Origin of the sequence: Streptomyces sp. NPDC051214 (genome assembly GCF_040682375.1) — a bacterium.
Classification (GTDB): Bacteria; Actinomycetota; Actinomycetes; order Streptomycetales; family Streptomycetaceae; genus Streptomyces.
Map to the genome: position 1 here is coordinate 298,162 of NZ_JBFBAT010000004.1, position 15,611 is coordinate 313,772.

The 15,611-nt window shown below is 73.1% G+C and carries 11 protein-coding genes; 5 read left to right on the forward strand and 6 right to left on the reverse strand.

The features are described 5' to 3' along the window. Window positions 1-88: 88 nt before the first annotated feature. Window positions 89-2,197, forward strand: a complete 2,109-nt coding sequence (gene glgX, locus AB0M70_RS12575; protein WP_365819300.1) for a glycogen debranching protein GlgX — start codon at window positions 89-91, stop codon at window positions 2,195-2,197. Here glgX and AB0M70_RS12580 read toward each other — a convergent pair. Then, window positions 2,172-3,467: an MFS transporter gene (locus AB0M70_RS12580; protein WP_365819302.1), complete on the reverse strand. Its 1,296-nt coding sequence runs from the start codon at window positions 3,465-3,467 to the stop codon at window positions 2,172-2,174. The two genes, glgX and AB0M70_RS12580, sit on opposite strands and share 26 nt — an antisense overlap. An 81-nt stretch (window positions 3,468-3,548) precedes the next feature. Here AB0M70_RS12580 and treY point away from each other — a divergent pair, with 81 nt between their 5' ends. Further along, window positions 3,549-6,014: a malto-oligosyltrehalose synthase gene (gene treY, locus AB0M70_RS12585; protein WP_365819304.1), complete on the forward strand. Its 2,466-nt coding sequence runs from the start codon at window positions 3,549-3,551 to the stop codon at window positions 6,012-6,014. Here the strand turns inward: treY and AB0M70_RS12590 are convergent. Continuing rightward, window positions 5,994-7,085, reverse strand: coding sequence for a cytochrome P450 (locus AB0M70_RS12590; protein WP_365819306.1), 1,092 nt, complete (start codon window positions 7,083-7,085; stop codon window positions 5,994-5,996). The two genes, treY and AB0M70_RS12590, sit on opposite strands and share 21 nt — an antisense overlap. Window positions 7,086-7,300: 215 nt before the next feature. Here AB0M70_RS12590 and AB0M70_RS12595 point away from each other — a divergent pair, with 215 nt between their 5' ends. Continuing rightward, window positions 7,301-8,551, forward strand: coding sequence for a M14 family zinc carboxypeptidase (locus tag AB0M70_RS12595; RefSeq protein WP_365819308.1), 1,251 nt, complete (start codon window positions 7,301-7,303; stop codon window positions 8,549-8,551). A 14-nt stretch (window positions 8,552-8,565) separates the two neighbouring features. Here the strand turns inward: AB0M70_RS12595 and AB0M70_RS12600 are convergent, their stop codons facing one another. Next, on the reverse strand, window positions 8,566-9,117 hold the full coding sequence (locus tag AB0M70_RS12600) for a DUF1707 and FHA domain-containing protein (protein ID WP_365819310.1): 552 nt from the start codon (window positions 9,115-9,117) through the stop codon (window positions 8,566-8,568). A 167-nt stretch (window positions 9,118-9,284) separates the two neighbouring features. Here AB0M70_RS12600 and treZ point away from each other — a divergent pair, with 167 nt between their 5' ends. Then, window positions 9,285-11,030: a malto-oligosyltrehalose trehalohydrolase gene (gene treZ / locus AB0M70_RS12605; RefSeq protein ID WP_365819817.1), complete on the forward strand. Its 1,746-nt coding sequence runs from the start codon at window positions 9,285-9,287 to the stop codon at window positions 11,028-11,030. A gap of 33 nt (window positions 11,031-11,063) precedes the next feature. Here treZ and AB0M70_RS12610 read toward each other — a convergent pair whose 3' ends face one another. Together AB0M70_RS12610 and AB0M70_RS12615 are read right to left on the reverse strand one after the other, a co-directional pair. Next, window positions 11,064-12,188, reverse strand: a complete 1,125-nt coding sequence (locus tag AB0M70_RS12610) for an aminopeptidase P family protein (protein ID WP_365819312.1) — start codon at window positions 12,186-12,188, stop codon at window positions 11,064-11,066. 134 nt (window positions 12,189-12,322) lie between these two features. Then, window positions 12,323-13,153 (reverse strand): PDZ domain-containing protein, encoded by an 831-nt coding sequence (locus AB0M70_RS12615; protein WP_365819314.1) that lies wholly within the window; start codon window positions 13,151-13,153, stop codon window positions 12,323-12,325. A 111-nt stretch (window positions 13,154-13,264) separates the two neighbouring features. Here AB0M70_RS12615 and AB0M70_RS12620 point away from each other — a divergent pair, with 111 nt between their 5' ends. Then, window positions 13,265-13,618: a hypothetical protein gene (locus tag AB0M70_RS12620; protein WP_365819316.1), complete on the forward strand. Its 354-nt coding sequence runs from the start codon at window positions 13,265-13,267 to the stop codon at window positions 13,616-13,618. On the opposite strand, the gene phsA is transcribed toward AB0M70_RS12620, so the two are convergent. Beyond that, on the reverse strand, window positions 13,606-15,552 hold the full coding sequence (gene phsA, locus AB0M70_RS12625; RefSeq protein WP_365819318.1) for an O-aminophenol oxidase PhsA: 1,947 nt from the start codon (window positions 15,550-15,552) through the stop codon (window positions 13,606-13,608). The genes AB0M70_RS12620 and phsA overlap by 13 nt on opposite strands. Between the last annotated feature and the right edge of the window lie 59 nt (window positions 15,553-15,611).

The following is a 15,611-nucleotide window of genomic DNA, read 5'->3' on the forward strand; positions in this document are numbered from 1 at the left end:
TCAACTCCCGCGTGGTTGCCCCACTTTCGGGGAGACTCTGACCAAAGTGACCCCGAGCCGAGGGGGCGGTAGTGGAAGAGTCGTATGCATGCAGGTGTGGCCAGGGCAGGCGTATCCACTCGGTGCCACGTACGACGGCGCCGGAACGAACTTCGCGGTCTTCTCCGAGGCCGCCGACCGCATAGAGCTCTGTTTGTTGCACGACGACGGCTCGGAGACAGCCGTCGAGCTGCGTGAGTCCGACGCGTTCGTGCTGCACGCGTACCTGCCCGGCGTGATGCCGGGCCAGCGGTACGGCTTCCGTGTGCACGGTCCGTACGACCCCGCGCAGGGGCACCGCTGCAACTCGGCGAAGCTGCTGCTCGATCCGTACGCCCGTGCGGTCAGCGGCAAGGTCGACTGGGGCGAGGAGGTGTACGGCTATCGCTTCGGCGCCCCGGACAAGCGCAACGACATGGACTCGGCGCCGCACATGATGACCTCCGTGGTGGTCAATCCGTACTTCGACTGGGGGGACGACCGGCCGCCCCGCACCCCGTACAACGAGACGGTGCTCTACGAAGCCCACGTCAAGGGCCTGACCATGCTCCACCCCGACCTGCCGGAGGAGCTGCGCGGGTCGTACGCGGCGCTCGCGCATCCGGCGGTCATCGATCACCTGGTGCAGCTGGGGGTGACGGCCCTGGAGCTGATGCCGGTCCACCAGTTCGTGAACGACCACCGCCTGGTGGACATGGGCCTGAACAACTACTGGGGCTACAACACGATCGGCTTCTTCGCGCCCCACAACGCGTACGCCTCATGGGGCGACCGGGGTGAGCAGGTCCTGGAGTTCAAGCAGGCCGTGAAGGCGCTGCACGAGGCGGGCATCGAGGTGATCCTCGACGTCGTCTACAACCACACGGCCGAGGGCAACCACCTGGGTCCGACGCTCTCCTACAAGGGCCTGGACAACGCCTCGTACTATCGCCTGACGGACGATCCCCGCTACTACATGGACACCACGGGGACCGGCAACTCGCTCCTGATGCGGTCGCCGCACGTCCTGCAAATGATCATGGATTCGCTGCGGCACTGGGTCACCGACATGCACGTGGACGGCTTCCGCTTCGACCTCGCGGCGACGCTCGCCCGCCAGTTCCACGAGGTGGACCGCCTGTCGTCGTTCTTCGACCTCGTACAGCAGGACCCGGTCGTCAGCCAGGTGAAGCTGATCGCCGAGCCCTGGGACGTCGGCGAGGGCGGCTATCAGGTGGGCAACTTCCCGCCCCTGTGGACCGAGTGGAACGGCATGTACCGCGACACCGTGCGCGACCTGTGGCGGGGCGAACCGCGCACCCTCGCGGAGTTCGCGTCCCGGCTCACCGGCTCGTCCGACCTCTACCAGGACGACGGGCGGCGCCCCTTGGCGTCGATCAACTTCACCACCTGTCACGACGGTTTCACGCTGCACGACCTCGTCTCGTACAACGAGAAGCACAACGACGACAACGGCGAGGACAACCAGGACGGCGAGAGCCACAACCGCTCCTGGAACTGCGGGGCCGAGGGCGAGACCGATGACCCGGACATCCTGGAGCTGCGCGAGCGGCAGATGCGCAACTTCATCGCGACGCTGATGCTCTCGCAGGGCGTCCCGATGCTCAGCCACGGCGACGAGTTCGCCCGGACGCAGGGAGGCAACAACAACGCCTACTGCCAGGACAACGAGATCGCGTGGGTGCGCTGGCCACAGGGCGAGAGCGCCCAGCTGGAGTTCACGCGCGCCATGGCGTGGCTGCGGCGCGACCACCCCGTCTTCCGCAGGAGGCGCTTCTTCCACGGCCGCCCGGTGGAGGGCACGCACGACGAGCTCTCCGACATCGCCTGGTTCACTCCGGAGGGCGAGGAGATGACGCAGGAGGACTGGGACGCGTCGCACGCACGGGCACTGACGGTGTTCCTGAACGGCAACGCGATCTCCGAGCCGGGCACCCGCGGCGAGCGGATCTCCGACGACTCGTTCCTGATGATGTTCAACGCCTCCGCGGAGCCGCTGGACTTCGTGATCCCGGTCAATCACGGCCGTCAGTGGCAGGTGGTGGTGGACACCTCGCGGGCGGAGGGGGTGCCGCCGGACTCGGGAGCGAAGGCGGGGGCCGGCGAACGCCTGACGCTCACCGACCGGAGCCTCACCGTCCTGCGGCGCCCGGCGTGACCTGGGGCCCGCCCTCCGCCGGGGGGCGGGCCACCAGCGCGACGAGGAACGCGACGGCGGCGGCCGCGCTGCCGAGCGCGAACGCCGCCGCGGGGCCGTGGGACTCGGCCAGGCGGCCCGCCACGGCGAGCGTGACCGCCTGGCCGCCGACGAAGGCACTCGCGGCGAACGTCATGCCCTCGGCGAGCCGCCGCGGCGGGCAGGAGCGCTCGGTGAGCGCGAAGCCGGTGATCAGGTTCGGGGCGAAGATGGCGCCGAAGACGGTCACCACGAGGTACAGGCCCGTCATGCTGTCGGTCCACACCAGCGGCAGCGAGAGCAGCGCGGCGGCCGCCGTCGCCACGCGCCAGCGCGCGTACAGGCCGAACCGCTCGGGCAGCGCGGCCATGGAGAGCCCCACGACGGCGCTCATGACGCCCATGGCGGCGTAGACGAGGCCCGCCTGGCCCGGCCGGCCCAACTCCTCGGTGAGGGCCGTGATGCCCGCTCCACAGGCACCGAGCAGCACCCCGACGAAGACGAGCCCGACGCGTACGACGACGACCTGGCGCGGCAGGCGCTCGCGACCGCCACGCGCGCGTGGCGCCCGCCCCGTCACGCGGGTGGTCCGGCCCGTGGGGTGCAGCGCGAAGCCGGAGCCGCAGACGGCGACCAGGAGCGCGGCCGCGCCGAAGGCATACGCAGGGTGGCCCACCACCGCGGCCAGGCCCACGAAGGCGGGGCCGAGCACGAAGGACACCTCGTCCATCGTGCTCTCCAGGGAGAGGACGGTGTTGACCACGCGGTCGTCACCGCCCGCCTCGCGGACCAGCGGGACGGCGCGTGCGCGGGCCAGCGGGCCGATCCCCGGGATGCTCGCGCCGGCGAGCACGGCGAGGGCGACGAGCGCGGGCGTGGGCAGTCCGAGCAGGGCGCCGAGCGTGTAGAGCGCGATGGCCACGGCGTTGAGCAGCGAGAACCCGAGGACGACGGGGCGCTGTCCGCGGCGGTCGGCGAGGCGGCCGACGAGCGGGCCCATGGTCACCTGGCCGAGCGCGAGCGCGCAGGCGACCACGCCGCCCGTGGCGAGCGATCCGCTGGTCTCGGTGACCAGCAGGACACTGCCGAACTGGATCATGGCGACGGGGAGCCTGCCGAGGAACGAGATCACCGGCAGGAGGGCTCCGGTGTGCCCGATCACTTCCCGGTAGGCGGCCAGGAGTCCGGGTGCGCCCCGGTCCTGCCCCACCCCCTCGGGTACGTCTTGCGCGACCTGTGCTTTTGCAGCCATCGTCCGAAGCTAGTCACACCATGACGCCCAGAAGCATGAGTCGATGGCACGAAAGCCCGCCAGGCGGGTACGTACGTTCGCATGACGCCTGAGCGCTCAGAGCCCGCGGTCCCACCGCCGCCCACCGCCACGTACCGGCTGCAGCTGCAGCCGGAGTTCCCGTTCGACGCCGCCGAGGCGGCCGTCCCGTACCTGGCATCGCTGGGGGTGTCGCACCTGCATCTGTCGCCGGTGCTCGAGGCCGTCCCGGGGTCCACGCACGGCTATGACGTCGTGGACCACGCGCGCGTGCGTGACGAGCTGGGCGGCGAGAAAGGGCTGCGGTCCCTCTCGCGCACCGCGCGGGCGCACGGGCTCGGCCTGGTCGTGGACATCGTGCCCAACCACATGGCGGCGGTGCCGCGCCACAACCACGCCCTCTGGGAGGTGCTGCGGGAGGGCCCCGGTTCGCCGTACGCCCGGTGGTTCGACATCGACTGGGACGCGGGCGACGGGCGCGTGCTGCTTCCGGTGCTCGGGCGCGGGGTCGGGGACGAGCTGGCGAGCCTGCGGGTCGACGGCGACGTGCTGCGCTACCACGACCACGCGTTCCCCCTGCGGGAAGGCACCGCCGAGCTGCCGCTGCCCCGGCTCCTGGACGCCCAGTGGTACCGGCTCGCCTGGTGGCGCCTCGCCCGTACGGAACTCAACTACCGGCGCTTCTTCACCATCTCGGACCTCATCGGAGTGCGCGTCGAGGACCCCGACGTGTTCGACGCGACCCACGCGAAGATTCTCGGCCTGCTCCGGGAAGGAGTCGTGGAGGGACTGCGGATCGACCACCCCGACGGGCTCGCGGACCCGGGGGCCTACCTCCAGCGTCTCCAGGAGGCCACGCACGGGCGCTGGACGGTCGTGGAGAAGATCCTCGCCGACGGGGAACAGCTGCCCGCCGCGTGGCCCGTCGCGGGCACCACCGGGTACGACGCGCTGCGCCACCTCGACGGCCTCTTCACGGACCCGGCGGGGGCGGGCGAGCTCCTCGGCCAGTACCGGCGGTTCACGGCCCCCGCGGTGGACCGGGGCGGCGACTGGGACGCGACGGTGCGGCGCGCGGCGTACAAGGTGCTCACCCATGAGCTGGCCGCCGAGACCGACCGCCTCACGCGCGAGGCGACGGCCCTCTGCGCCGCGGACCCCGCCCTGCGCGACCACGCGCCGTGGGCCCTGCGCACCGCGCTCCTGGAGCTGCTCGTACGGCTTCCCGTCTACCGGCCGTACGTCTCCGGGGGCGCCGAACCGGCCTCGGTGCTCACGGTGGGGGCCGCCGAGGAGGCCAAGGCCGCCTTCGCGGTGCGGGAGGAGGCCGAGGCGGTCGATGTCGTGCGGGACCTGGTCCTCGGGCGTCTCGGGTCGGGGCCCGCGGTCGACGGCTTCCGCGCGCGGTTCGCGCAGATCTCGTCGGCGCTGCGGGCCAAGGCGGTCGAGGACACCGCGTTCTACCGCCACGCGCCGCTCCTTTCGGCCGCCGAGGTGGGCGGCTCCCCCGAGCGTCCCGCGGTGTCCCCGGAGGCCTTTCACGCGTACTGCGCGCGCGTGCAGCGCGACTGGCCGTACTCGGGCACGGTGCTCACCACGCACGACACGAAGCGCAGCGCCGACGTACGGGCGGGCATCGCCGTCCTCACGCAGTGCCCCGAGCAGTGGGCCGACCTCCTGGTCGACGTGACCGAGCAGACCGCGCGGATGGGCGGCGCGAGCGCGCCGGACCCCCAACTGGCCTGGGCTGCCTGGCAGACGGCTGTCGGCTTCGGCTTCCCCTACGACGAGCGGCTGCAGAAGGCCCTGCTCAAGCATGTGCGCGAGGCGGGCCTGCACACGAGCTGGACCGAGCCGAACGAGGCGTACGAGAAGGCCGTGACGGCGTTCGTGGAGGCGGGTCCTTGCGGACCGCCTCTCTACACCGTCGCGGAGTTCGCGAACGGGCTGCGGCCCCATGTGCGGGCGAACGTCCTCGGGGCCACGCTGCTCCAGCTGACGATGCCCGGGGTGCCCGACCTCTACCAGGGCACGGAGGGCGAGTACCGGGCCCTGGTGGACCCGGACAACCGGCGGCCCGTGCGGTTCCAGCCGCATGTCCTCGAATACCTGGAGCAGCACCGTGACCGCTGGGACCTCTCCGAGGAGAAGCTGGCCCTTACGGCGACCGCGCTGCGGCTGCGCAGGCGCCGCCCCGAGCTGTTCGGCGGCGCGGCGACGTACGAGCCACTGGCGGCGCGGGGTCCCGGCGCGGCGCACTGCGTGGCGTTCGCGCGCTCCGGAGAGGTGATCGCGGCGGTGAGCCGGCTCTCCTTGCGGCTGGCGGAGGCGGGCGGCTGGCGCTCCACGGAGCTGGAGCTTCCGCAGGGGCGGTGGGCCGATCTGCTCACCCGGGGGCGGGAGTTCACCGGGCACGCGCGCGTGGAGGAGCTTTTCGGTGAGCTGCCGGTGGTGCTGCTGGAGCGGGTCCCCACGGGGCGGGGCTCACGTGAGGGCGCGGAGGAGGGCTCAGCAGGGGCGGACGAGTAACCGGTGCGGGGCCCGAGCCATCAGGCCCTGGGGCGCGGGTCTGGGGCCGGGTGCCCAGCGCAGGCCCGGCATGGCGTCGAGGAGGGCCCGCAGGCCGCATTCGGCGGTGAGAGCGGCCAGCGCGGCGGCCGGGCAGAAGTGCTGTCCCGCGCCGAAGGCCAGGTGGGCCGGGTCCGGGCGGAAGATGTCGTAGCGGTCGGGGTCCGCGAAGCGGAAGGGGTCGCGCCCGGCGGAGCCGACGAGGCAGGCCACCATGGCGCCCGTGGGCAGCGTGGTGCCGCCCACGGGTATCGGCGCGAGCGCGCGGCGCAGCACGACGTGGGCCGGCGGGTCACGGCGCAGGGACTCCGCCCAGGCGCCGGGTATCAGCGCCGGGCGGGCACGTAGGAGGGCCAACTGGGCCGGGTGGTCGAGGAGGTTGGCGAGGAAGGAGGCCAGCGCGAGGCCGGTGGCCTCGCCGCCGCCGGTGAGGAGCGCCCCGGCGAGAGCGGTGACCGTCTCGTCGGAGAGCGCCCGCCCGTCCGCCCGAGGGCCGCACAGCACGGAGAGCAGGTCGCGGCCGGGGTGAGCGCGCCGCCGCGCGACGTGGGGCCGCAGCAGCCCGCCCAGCTCCGGGTGCGGGCCGCCGGTGGGCGCGGGCGCCCCACGGCACCACTCCCGCACCCGTGCGGCGTCCTCCCAGGGCAGCCCGAGCGCGGCGACGGCGGCGGCCGCGGGCAGCCAGGCGCTGAACTCGGCGACGAGGTCGACCTCGCGCCGCCCGGCCACCCGGCGCGCGAGGACGAAGGCGGTGCGTTCGGCGGCGGCCCGCAGCGCGGGCTCCACGAGCCCCCGCCGGACCGGACCCGGCCCGGCCCCCGCCGCACCGAGGCGTACGTCGACGAGCGCGGCCCGCACATCCGCGTACCGGCTGAGCAGCCAGGCCCCGAGCAGCTCGTCGCGGACGAGGGGGTGGCGCTCGCGGAGGAGGCGGTAGTGCGGGTAGGGGTCGCTCACCACGTCGGCGGACAAGAGGCTGGGCAGCGGAGCCGGTGGCGGACAGTGCCCCTGGGGGGCCGAGCTCGACAACACGGCGGACTCCCCGTTCCTCTTGGGCACCCCCGCCGCAAGGGCGTGGTCGGTGGGTTTCAGGGGATCACCGCGAGGCGCCGCACGCAGTGCGCATACACCCATTCGAGTGACGCTGCGGGACAACGCCGACGTGGGCTGACATCCCTTGGGCCGCGCGCTTGACACGTGCCCGACCGCGTGGCGTACTGCGGATTGCGTCAGCGGACAAGACGGGGGTGAGTCAACTGGCGGACCAGCGCTATCCCAATGTGGCCGAACTCGTGCTGTCCGCCCGTGAGTTGGTGGCCCATCGCCCCGAGCTCAGCGCCTTGCGCCAAGTGGGCGCCTCGCGCGCGGGAAGACCGCTGCACCTGCTGTCCGTGGGCCGCTCCCCGCGCGCCGTCCTGGTCGTCGCGGGCGCGCACGCGAACGAACCCACGGGGGGCTCGACGCTGCTGCACCTCGCGGAGTGGGCCCTACGGGACGAGGACCTGCGCACCGACACCTCCTGGCACTTCCTGCTGTGCGCCGACCCGGACGGGGCGAACCTGCACCGCACACCCGCCCCGCGCACCCTGTTCGACTACCACCGGCACTTCTTCCGCCCCGCGGGCCCCGAGCAGCCGGAGTGGTCCCCCTCGGTGCTTCCGCCCGACCGGCTGCCTCCCGAGACCCGCGCCCTGACCGGCGTCATCGACGAACTGCGGCCCTACTTGCAGGTGTCGCTGCACGGCACCGATCTCGGCGGCAGCTGGGTGCAGTTGACGCGGGACATCCCGGGGCTCGCGGAGCCGTTCGCCAAGTCCGCGGCCGAGCTGCACATACCGGTGGAGACGGGGGCCTCGGACGCCGCGGGCTGGCCGGTGTCGGGGCCGGGTGTCCATGTGCTGCCCGGCCCCGGCTCGGCGGCCGCCTACCCGAGCCTCCCCGAGGACGCCCGGCACACCACCTGGCACCACGCCCACCGGTACGGCGGCCTGACCGCCATCGTCGAGGTCCCCATGTGGGCCAGCGACCTCGTGGACGACGCGGCCGCACATCCCTCCCCGGTGCGCGCCCTGCGCGGCTTCTCGCGGCGGCTGCGCCACGACGCGGGGCTGGTCGAGGGCATCCTCCACGAGGCGCTGCCGCGGCTCCCGGAGGCCCAGGGGCCGCTGCTGCGTGCGGCACGCTGGGCGCTCGACCTGGTGCCCGGCCTCGCCGACGACTGGGCCAGGCTGCCGCCCGCGGGGACGTCGATGGCGTACATCGGGAGCGTCGACGCCTTCGGGCGCCGCCTTCCGCTGCGGGCCGCCGCGATGCTGCTGCGGGTCCTCGACACGGCGGGCGACCCGGCGGCGCCCCGCCTGGAGCGGCTCGTCCAGCGGTGGAGCGACGCGTTCGCCGAGCGGTTCGAGGCGCGCTGGGTGCCGCTGGAGGACCAGGTCGAGCACCAGTCACGGACGACGGTCGCGGCCGCGCGCCACGCGCGCGTGAGTGCCGACTAGCCGCACGAAGGGCTTCACGAACCGGAGAGGCGGAAGCCCATCTTCCCGAAGCTGACCTGATCGCCGTCCTGGACGACGGCCGCGCCGATCACCCTGCGGCCGTTCACCGACGTGCCGTTGGTCGACCCGAGGTCGCGCAGCACCCACATGCCGCCCTGCCGGCTCAGCTCGGCGTGCACCCGGGAGACCGTCTCGTGGCTGAGCCTGAGGCCGTTCGCGGGGTCACGGCCGATCCGCAGCGGACAGGGGTTGCCGGGCACCGGCAGAAGCAGCTTCGGGAGCTTCTCCGCCTGCCAGGCCCTGCGCAGCCGCACCGTGAACCCGGAGACCGCGCCCACGGTGCCGAACACCGCCCGCGAGAAACGGCCCTCGGTCCGCAGATCCGCGGTCAGCGCGGCGAGTTCGTCCGGCTGGCGGGCCGCGAGTGCCAGCTCCATGCGCCGCACGAACGTGTCGTGCGACAGCTTGCCGAGGGCAGCGCCCTCCCTGAGCACCTGCAGCGCCCTGTCGCGCTCGGCGTCGGTCAGCCGCGCGGGGTAACTGTGGATCTCAAAGGACGACGTCACCCTGGTGATTGTCGGTCAGCTCGGCCGGGGTGTCCAGAAAACGCGTAACGACCGCGAACCGATCACTTCTGCAGCACGATGGACACGACGGGACGGACGTCACCACGGATGACGTCCGGATCAGGACGGACGGACGACGGCGGATGGCGGACAAGGGGGAACTGTCGGTGGAGTTCGAGGTGTGGGCACCGGAAGCCCAACGCGTCGCACTGCTGTGCGAGGGCGCCACGCGTGCGCTGGAGCGCGCCGAGGGCCGGGCCGGGTGGTGGACGGTGGAGGCGGACGCCGCCGACGGGGCGCGGTACGGCTTCTCGCTCGACGAGGGCCCCGTGCTGCCCGACCCCCGCTCACGGCGCCAGCCGGACGGCCCGGACGGACTCAGCGCCGTCGTGGACCACGACCGGTACGCGTGGCGCGCGCCCTGGGCGGGGCGCGGGGTGCGGGACGCGGTCCTGTACGAGCTGCACGTGGGGACGTACACACCGGACGGCACGCTCGACTCGGCGGCGGGGCGCCTCGGCCACCTCGCGGAGCTCGGCGTCACCCATGTGGAGCTGATGCCGCTCTGCCCGTTCCCCGGGCAGCACGGCTGGGGGTACGAGGGTGTCTCCCTGTGGGCCGTGCACGAGCCGTACGGCGGCCCTGAAGCGCTGAAACGATTTGTCGACGCCGCGCACGCGCACGGCATCGGCGTCGTGCTCGACGTGGTCCACAACCACCTCGGCCCGTCCGGCAACCACCTGCCCGCGTTCGGGCCCTACTTCACCGAGACCCACCAGACCCCCTGGGGCGCGGCGGTCAACCTCGACGCCCCGGGCTCGGACGAGGTGCGCGCGTATCTGATCGGCAGCGCGCTCGCCTGGCTGCGCGACTACCGTCTGGACGGCCTGCGCCTGGACGCGGTGCACGCGCTGCGGGACACGCGCGCGTGCCACTTCCTGGAGGAGCTGTCGGCGGCCGTGGACGAGCTGTCCGAGGAGCTCGGCAGGCCGCTCTCGCTGATCGCCGAGTCCGACCAGGGGGACCCGCGGGTCATCACCCCGCGCGCGCAGGGCGGCATGGGCCTGCACGCGCAGTGGAACGACGACTTCCACCACGCGCTGCACGCCACACTGACCGGGGAAGCACACGGGTACTACGAAGACTTCGCCCGAGCCCCCTTCGCCGCACTCGCCAAGACGCTGATAGGCGGCTTCTTCCACGACGGGACGTACTCGACCTTCCGGGGCCGTCGGCACGGCCGTCCCGTGGACCGCGCCCGCACGCCCGCGTACCGCTTCCTCGGCTACACGCAGACCCACGACCAGATCGGCAATCGCGCGCAAGGAGACCGGCTCTCCGCCACCCTCTCCCCCGGTCTGCTCGCCTGCGCCGCCGCGCTCACCCTCACCGGGCCGTTCACGCCGATGCTCTTCATGGGCGAGGAGTGGGGCGCGGCGACGCCCTGGCAGTTCTTCACCGACCACACCGATCCCGAGCTCGCGGAGGCCGTGCGGCGGGGCAGGCGGCGGGAGTTCGCGGCGCACGGCTGGGCCGAGGGTGACATTCCGGATCCGCAGGACCCGGCCACCAGGGAGCGCTCCTGTCTCGACTGGGCGGAGCCGCTGACCGACCCCCACGCGCGCGTGCTGGCCTGGTACCGCGAGCTGATCGCCCTGCGCCGCGCCCGCGGCGACCTCCTCGACCCCGACCTGGCGGCGCTCCGGGTCGCGTACGACGAGGAGGGGCGCTGGTTCGCGGTCCGGCGCGGCGACCTGCGGATCGCGGTGAACATCGGCAAGGAGCCGGCCGTCATCCCGTTGGAGGGCCGGGGCGCCCGGGTGCTCGCGGCCTGGGAGCCGGTCGCCGCGCCCGGGGCGGACGGGCTGCTGCGACTGCCGGCCGAGTCGTGCGCGGTGCTCGCGACGCCATGAGGCCGATGTGGCTCAGGAGGCGGATGGGGGCGGTCAGTTGACGATCGCGAGCTCGCGCGCCGTGGAGTTGAGGCGCCGTACGCCGTCCTCGGTGACCGTCACTATGTCCTCGATGCGCACTCCGAAGCGGCCCGGCAGATAGATGCCGGGCTCCACGGAGAAGCACATGCCGGGCACGAGCGGCAGTTCCTCGCCCTCGATCATGTAGGGCGGCTCATGGGTGGTGACGCCGATGCCGTGCCCGGTGCGGTGGATGAAGTGCTCGCCGTACCCGGCATCGGTGATCACCGCCCGTGCCGCCCTGTCGACGTCCTGGCAGGCGGCACCGGGCCGTACCGCGCCACAACCGGCCTCCTGCGCCTCCCGCACGATGTCGTGGACCCGCCGCTCCTCGGCGCCGGGCTCGCCCACGTGCACCGTGCGCGAGGTGTCCGAGCCGTAGCCGCCCAGCAGGCCGCCGAAGTCGAGGACGACCATGTCGCCGTCCTCGATGACGCGGGCGCCCGCCTCGTGGTGCGGGTTGGCGCCGTTCGGCCCGGAGCCGACGACGGTGAAGTCGACCTGGGAGTGCCCGAACCGCCGCAGCAGATCGGCCAGGTCGGCGGCTATGTCGGTCTCCTTGCGGCCCGCGAAGGGGACCTTCTTGATCTCCTCGTACGCCGAGTCCGCTGCGGCGCCGGCCGCCGCGAGGCGCTCGAGCTCGGCGGCGTCCTTGACGGCGCGCAGCATGGGGAGCGCTTCGGTCAGGGACACGTAGGACGTGTTCGGCAGCTCCTTCTGGAAGCCCAGGAGATGCATGGCCCAGGAGTTGTCGCTGATCCCGAAGCGGCCGTCGACGTCCAGGAGGGGCGCGGTCGCGGCATAGGGGTCCTTGCCGTCGGTCCAGTCCCGCAGGGAGAGCGCCCGCGCGCCCGCGGCCAGTTCCGCGTCCGGGGCCTCCAGGGTGGGCACCACGAGCACCGGCTCCTGGCCCGCGGCGAGCACCAGGACGGTGAGGCGCTCGGTGGCGGCCGTCGGCGCGTACCCCGTGAGCCAGACCAGGTCGGGGCCCGGCGCGACGAGCAGTCCGGCGAGCCCCGCGTCCGCCGCGGCCGCGGCGGCGCGGTCCATGCGGGCCTTGTAGTCGTCGGCGGTGAAGGGCGCGGGGGTGCCGGTCATGGGGGCCTCCAGGGCTGCTCGCTGCGGCGGGTACGGCGCGGTGCCGGTGCTGCCGATCCTGCCCCTGCCCCCGGGCATGCGCGAGCCGATTACGGCGGCCCCGGTCCCGTCCTCTCCCGTCGGCCCGCGTCACGTCATGTCACGAAGCCCGGCGTCACCGACAGGTACTGCCGCCCGCCGTTCGCGTGCCGGACGGTCACGGTGACGTTCCTTCCCGGGGCAGCGGCGGCGACCGCGGCCGCCAGTGCCTTGGCCGACGCGATGCGGGTCTTGCCGAAGGCGAGCAGTACGTCACCGCGTACGAGCCCCGCGGTGTGGCCGGGACCCGGGCTGTGCACGCCGACGAGCAGGGCCCCGGCGCCCCTGGGGGCGTCGACGGCCTCCACGCCGAGCGTGGGGCGCACGGTCCGCTCCCCGCCCCCGCCCGGCTCCTTCCGCGGCGGCTTCGGCGGGGCGGCGGGCTCGGACGCCCGGCCCGGAGCGGCGGGCGTACCGGCCCCGGCCGGGCCGCCCGGGGCCGCTTGCCCACCGGGGGCCGCCTGTCCGCCCTGCCCCTTGGCGCCGCCCTGGGCGGCCTGCGCCTGCTTCTGCATGTCGGCGAGTTTGCTCATGCCGATGACGGTGGCGCTCACGGTGCCGAGCCCTACCCCCGCCAGCACGAGGACGACCGAGAAGAGCAGCCCGAAGAGCAGGGTGGCAAGCCGCCGCCCGCGCCGCCGCGCGGCATGCGGACGGTGGCCGGACCCGGACCCGGACCTGTGGCCCGTGCCGGGTGTCTGCCCGGCGCGGGCCTTGCGCCCGATGCCCAGCCTTCGTCCGACGCCGAACTTCCGGCCGGCACCGACTCCGCCGCCTCTGCCGCCCCCGCCCCCGCCGCCTCTGCCGAACTTGCCGCCTGTACCGAACTTGCCTGTGCCTGGCTCCTGTCCGGGCATCGGCTTGGGACGCAACGCAGTCTGTTCCATGGCTCGCCTCCGGCCACAGCCCTACCCGGCGTGATGCGGCGCGACGATTCACGAACGAGTGACGTCCAGGTGTGCGCACTTCACGGCCGACGCGGTGGATACCGTGGCCGCATGACGACAGCCGCCGACATCGCGGCCCTCTGGGCCCGGACCACCAGGGTCGAGATCACCGGGACGACGGGCCAGCCGGAGTTGGAGCGCGAGGTGCGCGACCCCGACGAGCTGCGCGAGCTGTCGGGGCTGCTGGCGGTCGACCTCACCGCTGACGCCTTCTGCTGCATGTGCTGGGGCGACCTGCGGTTCACGCTCAGCGATGCCCGCGGCCGGCAGGTCGGCCGGCTGACACTGCACCTGAGCGGGTCGGGCGGTGACCTCGAATGCGGCCAGGACGGCCAGTTCCCGCTGCTGGACGCCGAGGGCCTGCGGGACTGGCTGACCGCCCGGGGCCTCGCTCAGCCCGTGTGACCCCCTTCGCCCCCGGCCCCGCCATGACCGCCGTCATGACCGCCGTGCCCCGCCCCGTGGTCGAACTTCAGGGCCTCCTTCGGCATGACCACGAAGGGGCGCATCATGCCCATGTCCTCGTGTTCCAGGAGGTGGCAGTGGTACATGAAGCGGCCGTACGCGCCGTCGAACTTGCCCATCACCCGCAGCAGTTGGCCGCCGGGGACCAGGAAGACGTCCTTCCAGCCCCGCTCGTTCGGGGCGAGGGGGATCTCCGTCTTCGGGTCGAAGGCGATCGGGGCCAGGGTGCCGCCCACGGTGACGTCGAAGCCTGACACGTCGTACGCGTCGCGGCCCAGGAGCTGGAAGTCGGCCAGGTGGATGTGCATCGGGTGGGTCACCGGTGGGTTCACCGCGAGGTTCAGGAAGCTCCACTGCTCGTGGCTGCCCTCGGCGAGGGTGAAGCCGAGACCGTCGTTGAACGTACGGGCCGTGCGGCGGTAGGTCTTGGTCTTTCCGTCCGCGCCCCGCAGCTGGATGATCCCCTCGGTCGGGACCCGTACGTCGCCCGCGTTCTTGATCTCGGTCATCTCCCAGATCTCCGGGTGTCCGCCGCCGCCCTTCGTGGCGGGCGGTGTCAGGACGATCAGGCGGTGACCGTGGTCGATGTCGTGGCTCAGCGGGCGGAAGGAGCCCGAGAGGACCTCCGGGAGCGAGAAGGGGTCATCGACCTCGGCGTCCCGCACACGGAACTCCATGACCTGCGGATAGCGCACGTCGTTCGCCGGGTCCGGCACTCCGGGTGCCTGGCCGCGGCCCTTGTTCACCAGACGCACCCGCTTGCCCGCCAGCGCACGGAAGTCGATCAGGAGGTCCATGCGCTCGGCCGGGGCGACGGTGAGCGTGGGCAGCGCGTCGTCGAAGTCGACCGGCACCGGGCGCGGCAACAGGCCGCCGTCGCTGCCGATCTGGTGCATGACGCCCCGCACCGGGTTGTTGTCCTCGTCGACGAGGACCAGGTCGTAGATACGGGCGTTCGACGCGTTCACCAGGCGGAAGCGGTGCCAGGCCGCGTCGACGTCCGCGTACGGCCAGATGCGGCCGTTCACCGTGCTGTACGGGCCCGTGAAGGGCAGCGTGACCGGCTTGCCCGTCTCGGGGTTCGCGGCCTGCACGATGACGGTCTTGTGCAGCAGGCGGCCGTTCAGCCGGCCGTCCTCGTCCGTGTCCAGATTCCGGTCGGCGAGCAGCAGCGGGATCTCCCGCTCCCCGCAGGGGAGATGGAGCGCGTCCTCTTCGTCGTCCCGCACCAGATACGTGCCGTACAGCCCCGCCTGCACGTTCCACCGCGTGATGTTCATGGCGTGGTCGTGATACCACCACTGAACCGCCTGGTGGTCGTTCGGGTACTCGGACAGCTGGGCGTCGCCGAACCCCACCGCGTTGTCCGCCCAGCCGTCGTTGCCCCCGCCGGTCTGCGCGCCGTGCAGATGCGTCACCGACCAGGCGGGCAGCGCGGCCACGTCCTTGTTCGGCTCGACGCCCGCGCGTCCGGGCAGGGTGCCGGGGCTCGGGACGGCCCTGGGGACCTCGACGGCGGTGACGGGATACTCGCTGTCCTTCGGGATGCGGTTCGTCCACGCGATCCGGACGCGCCTGCCGCGGCGCACCTCGATCGTCGGGCCCGGCACCCGGCCGTCGTACCCCCACATCAAGGTCGGCGGCAGCTGCGGGTGCAGCCGGATCCAGGCCGGGCGCAGCGCGATCTCGGTCTCCGCGGGCACATCCGTCTCGTCGCGTACCTCGACGGAGTCCGGCCGCAGGACCGGTGGCACCGGCAAAGGCGCGACGAACGGCGTCAGCTCCCCCGGGGCCCGCGTCGCGTCCGTGTCCGTCTCGGCGTGGACCGGAGCGCTTGTCGTCCGGTCCGTGCCGCGCTCGATGATGTCGGTCATGATGAACACCCCCCGTGTTGATCAATGCAAACGCAATGGCCGCTCCGAGGCGGCCGGTT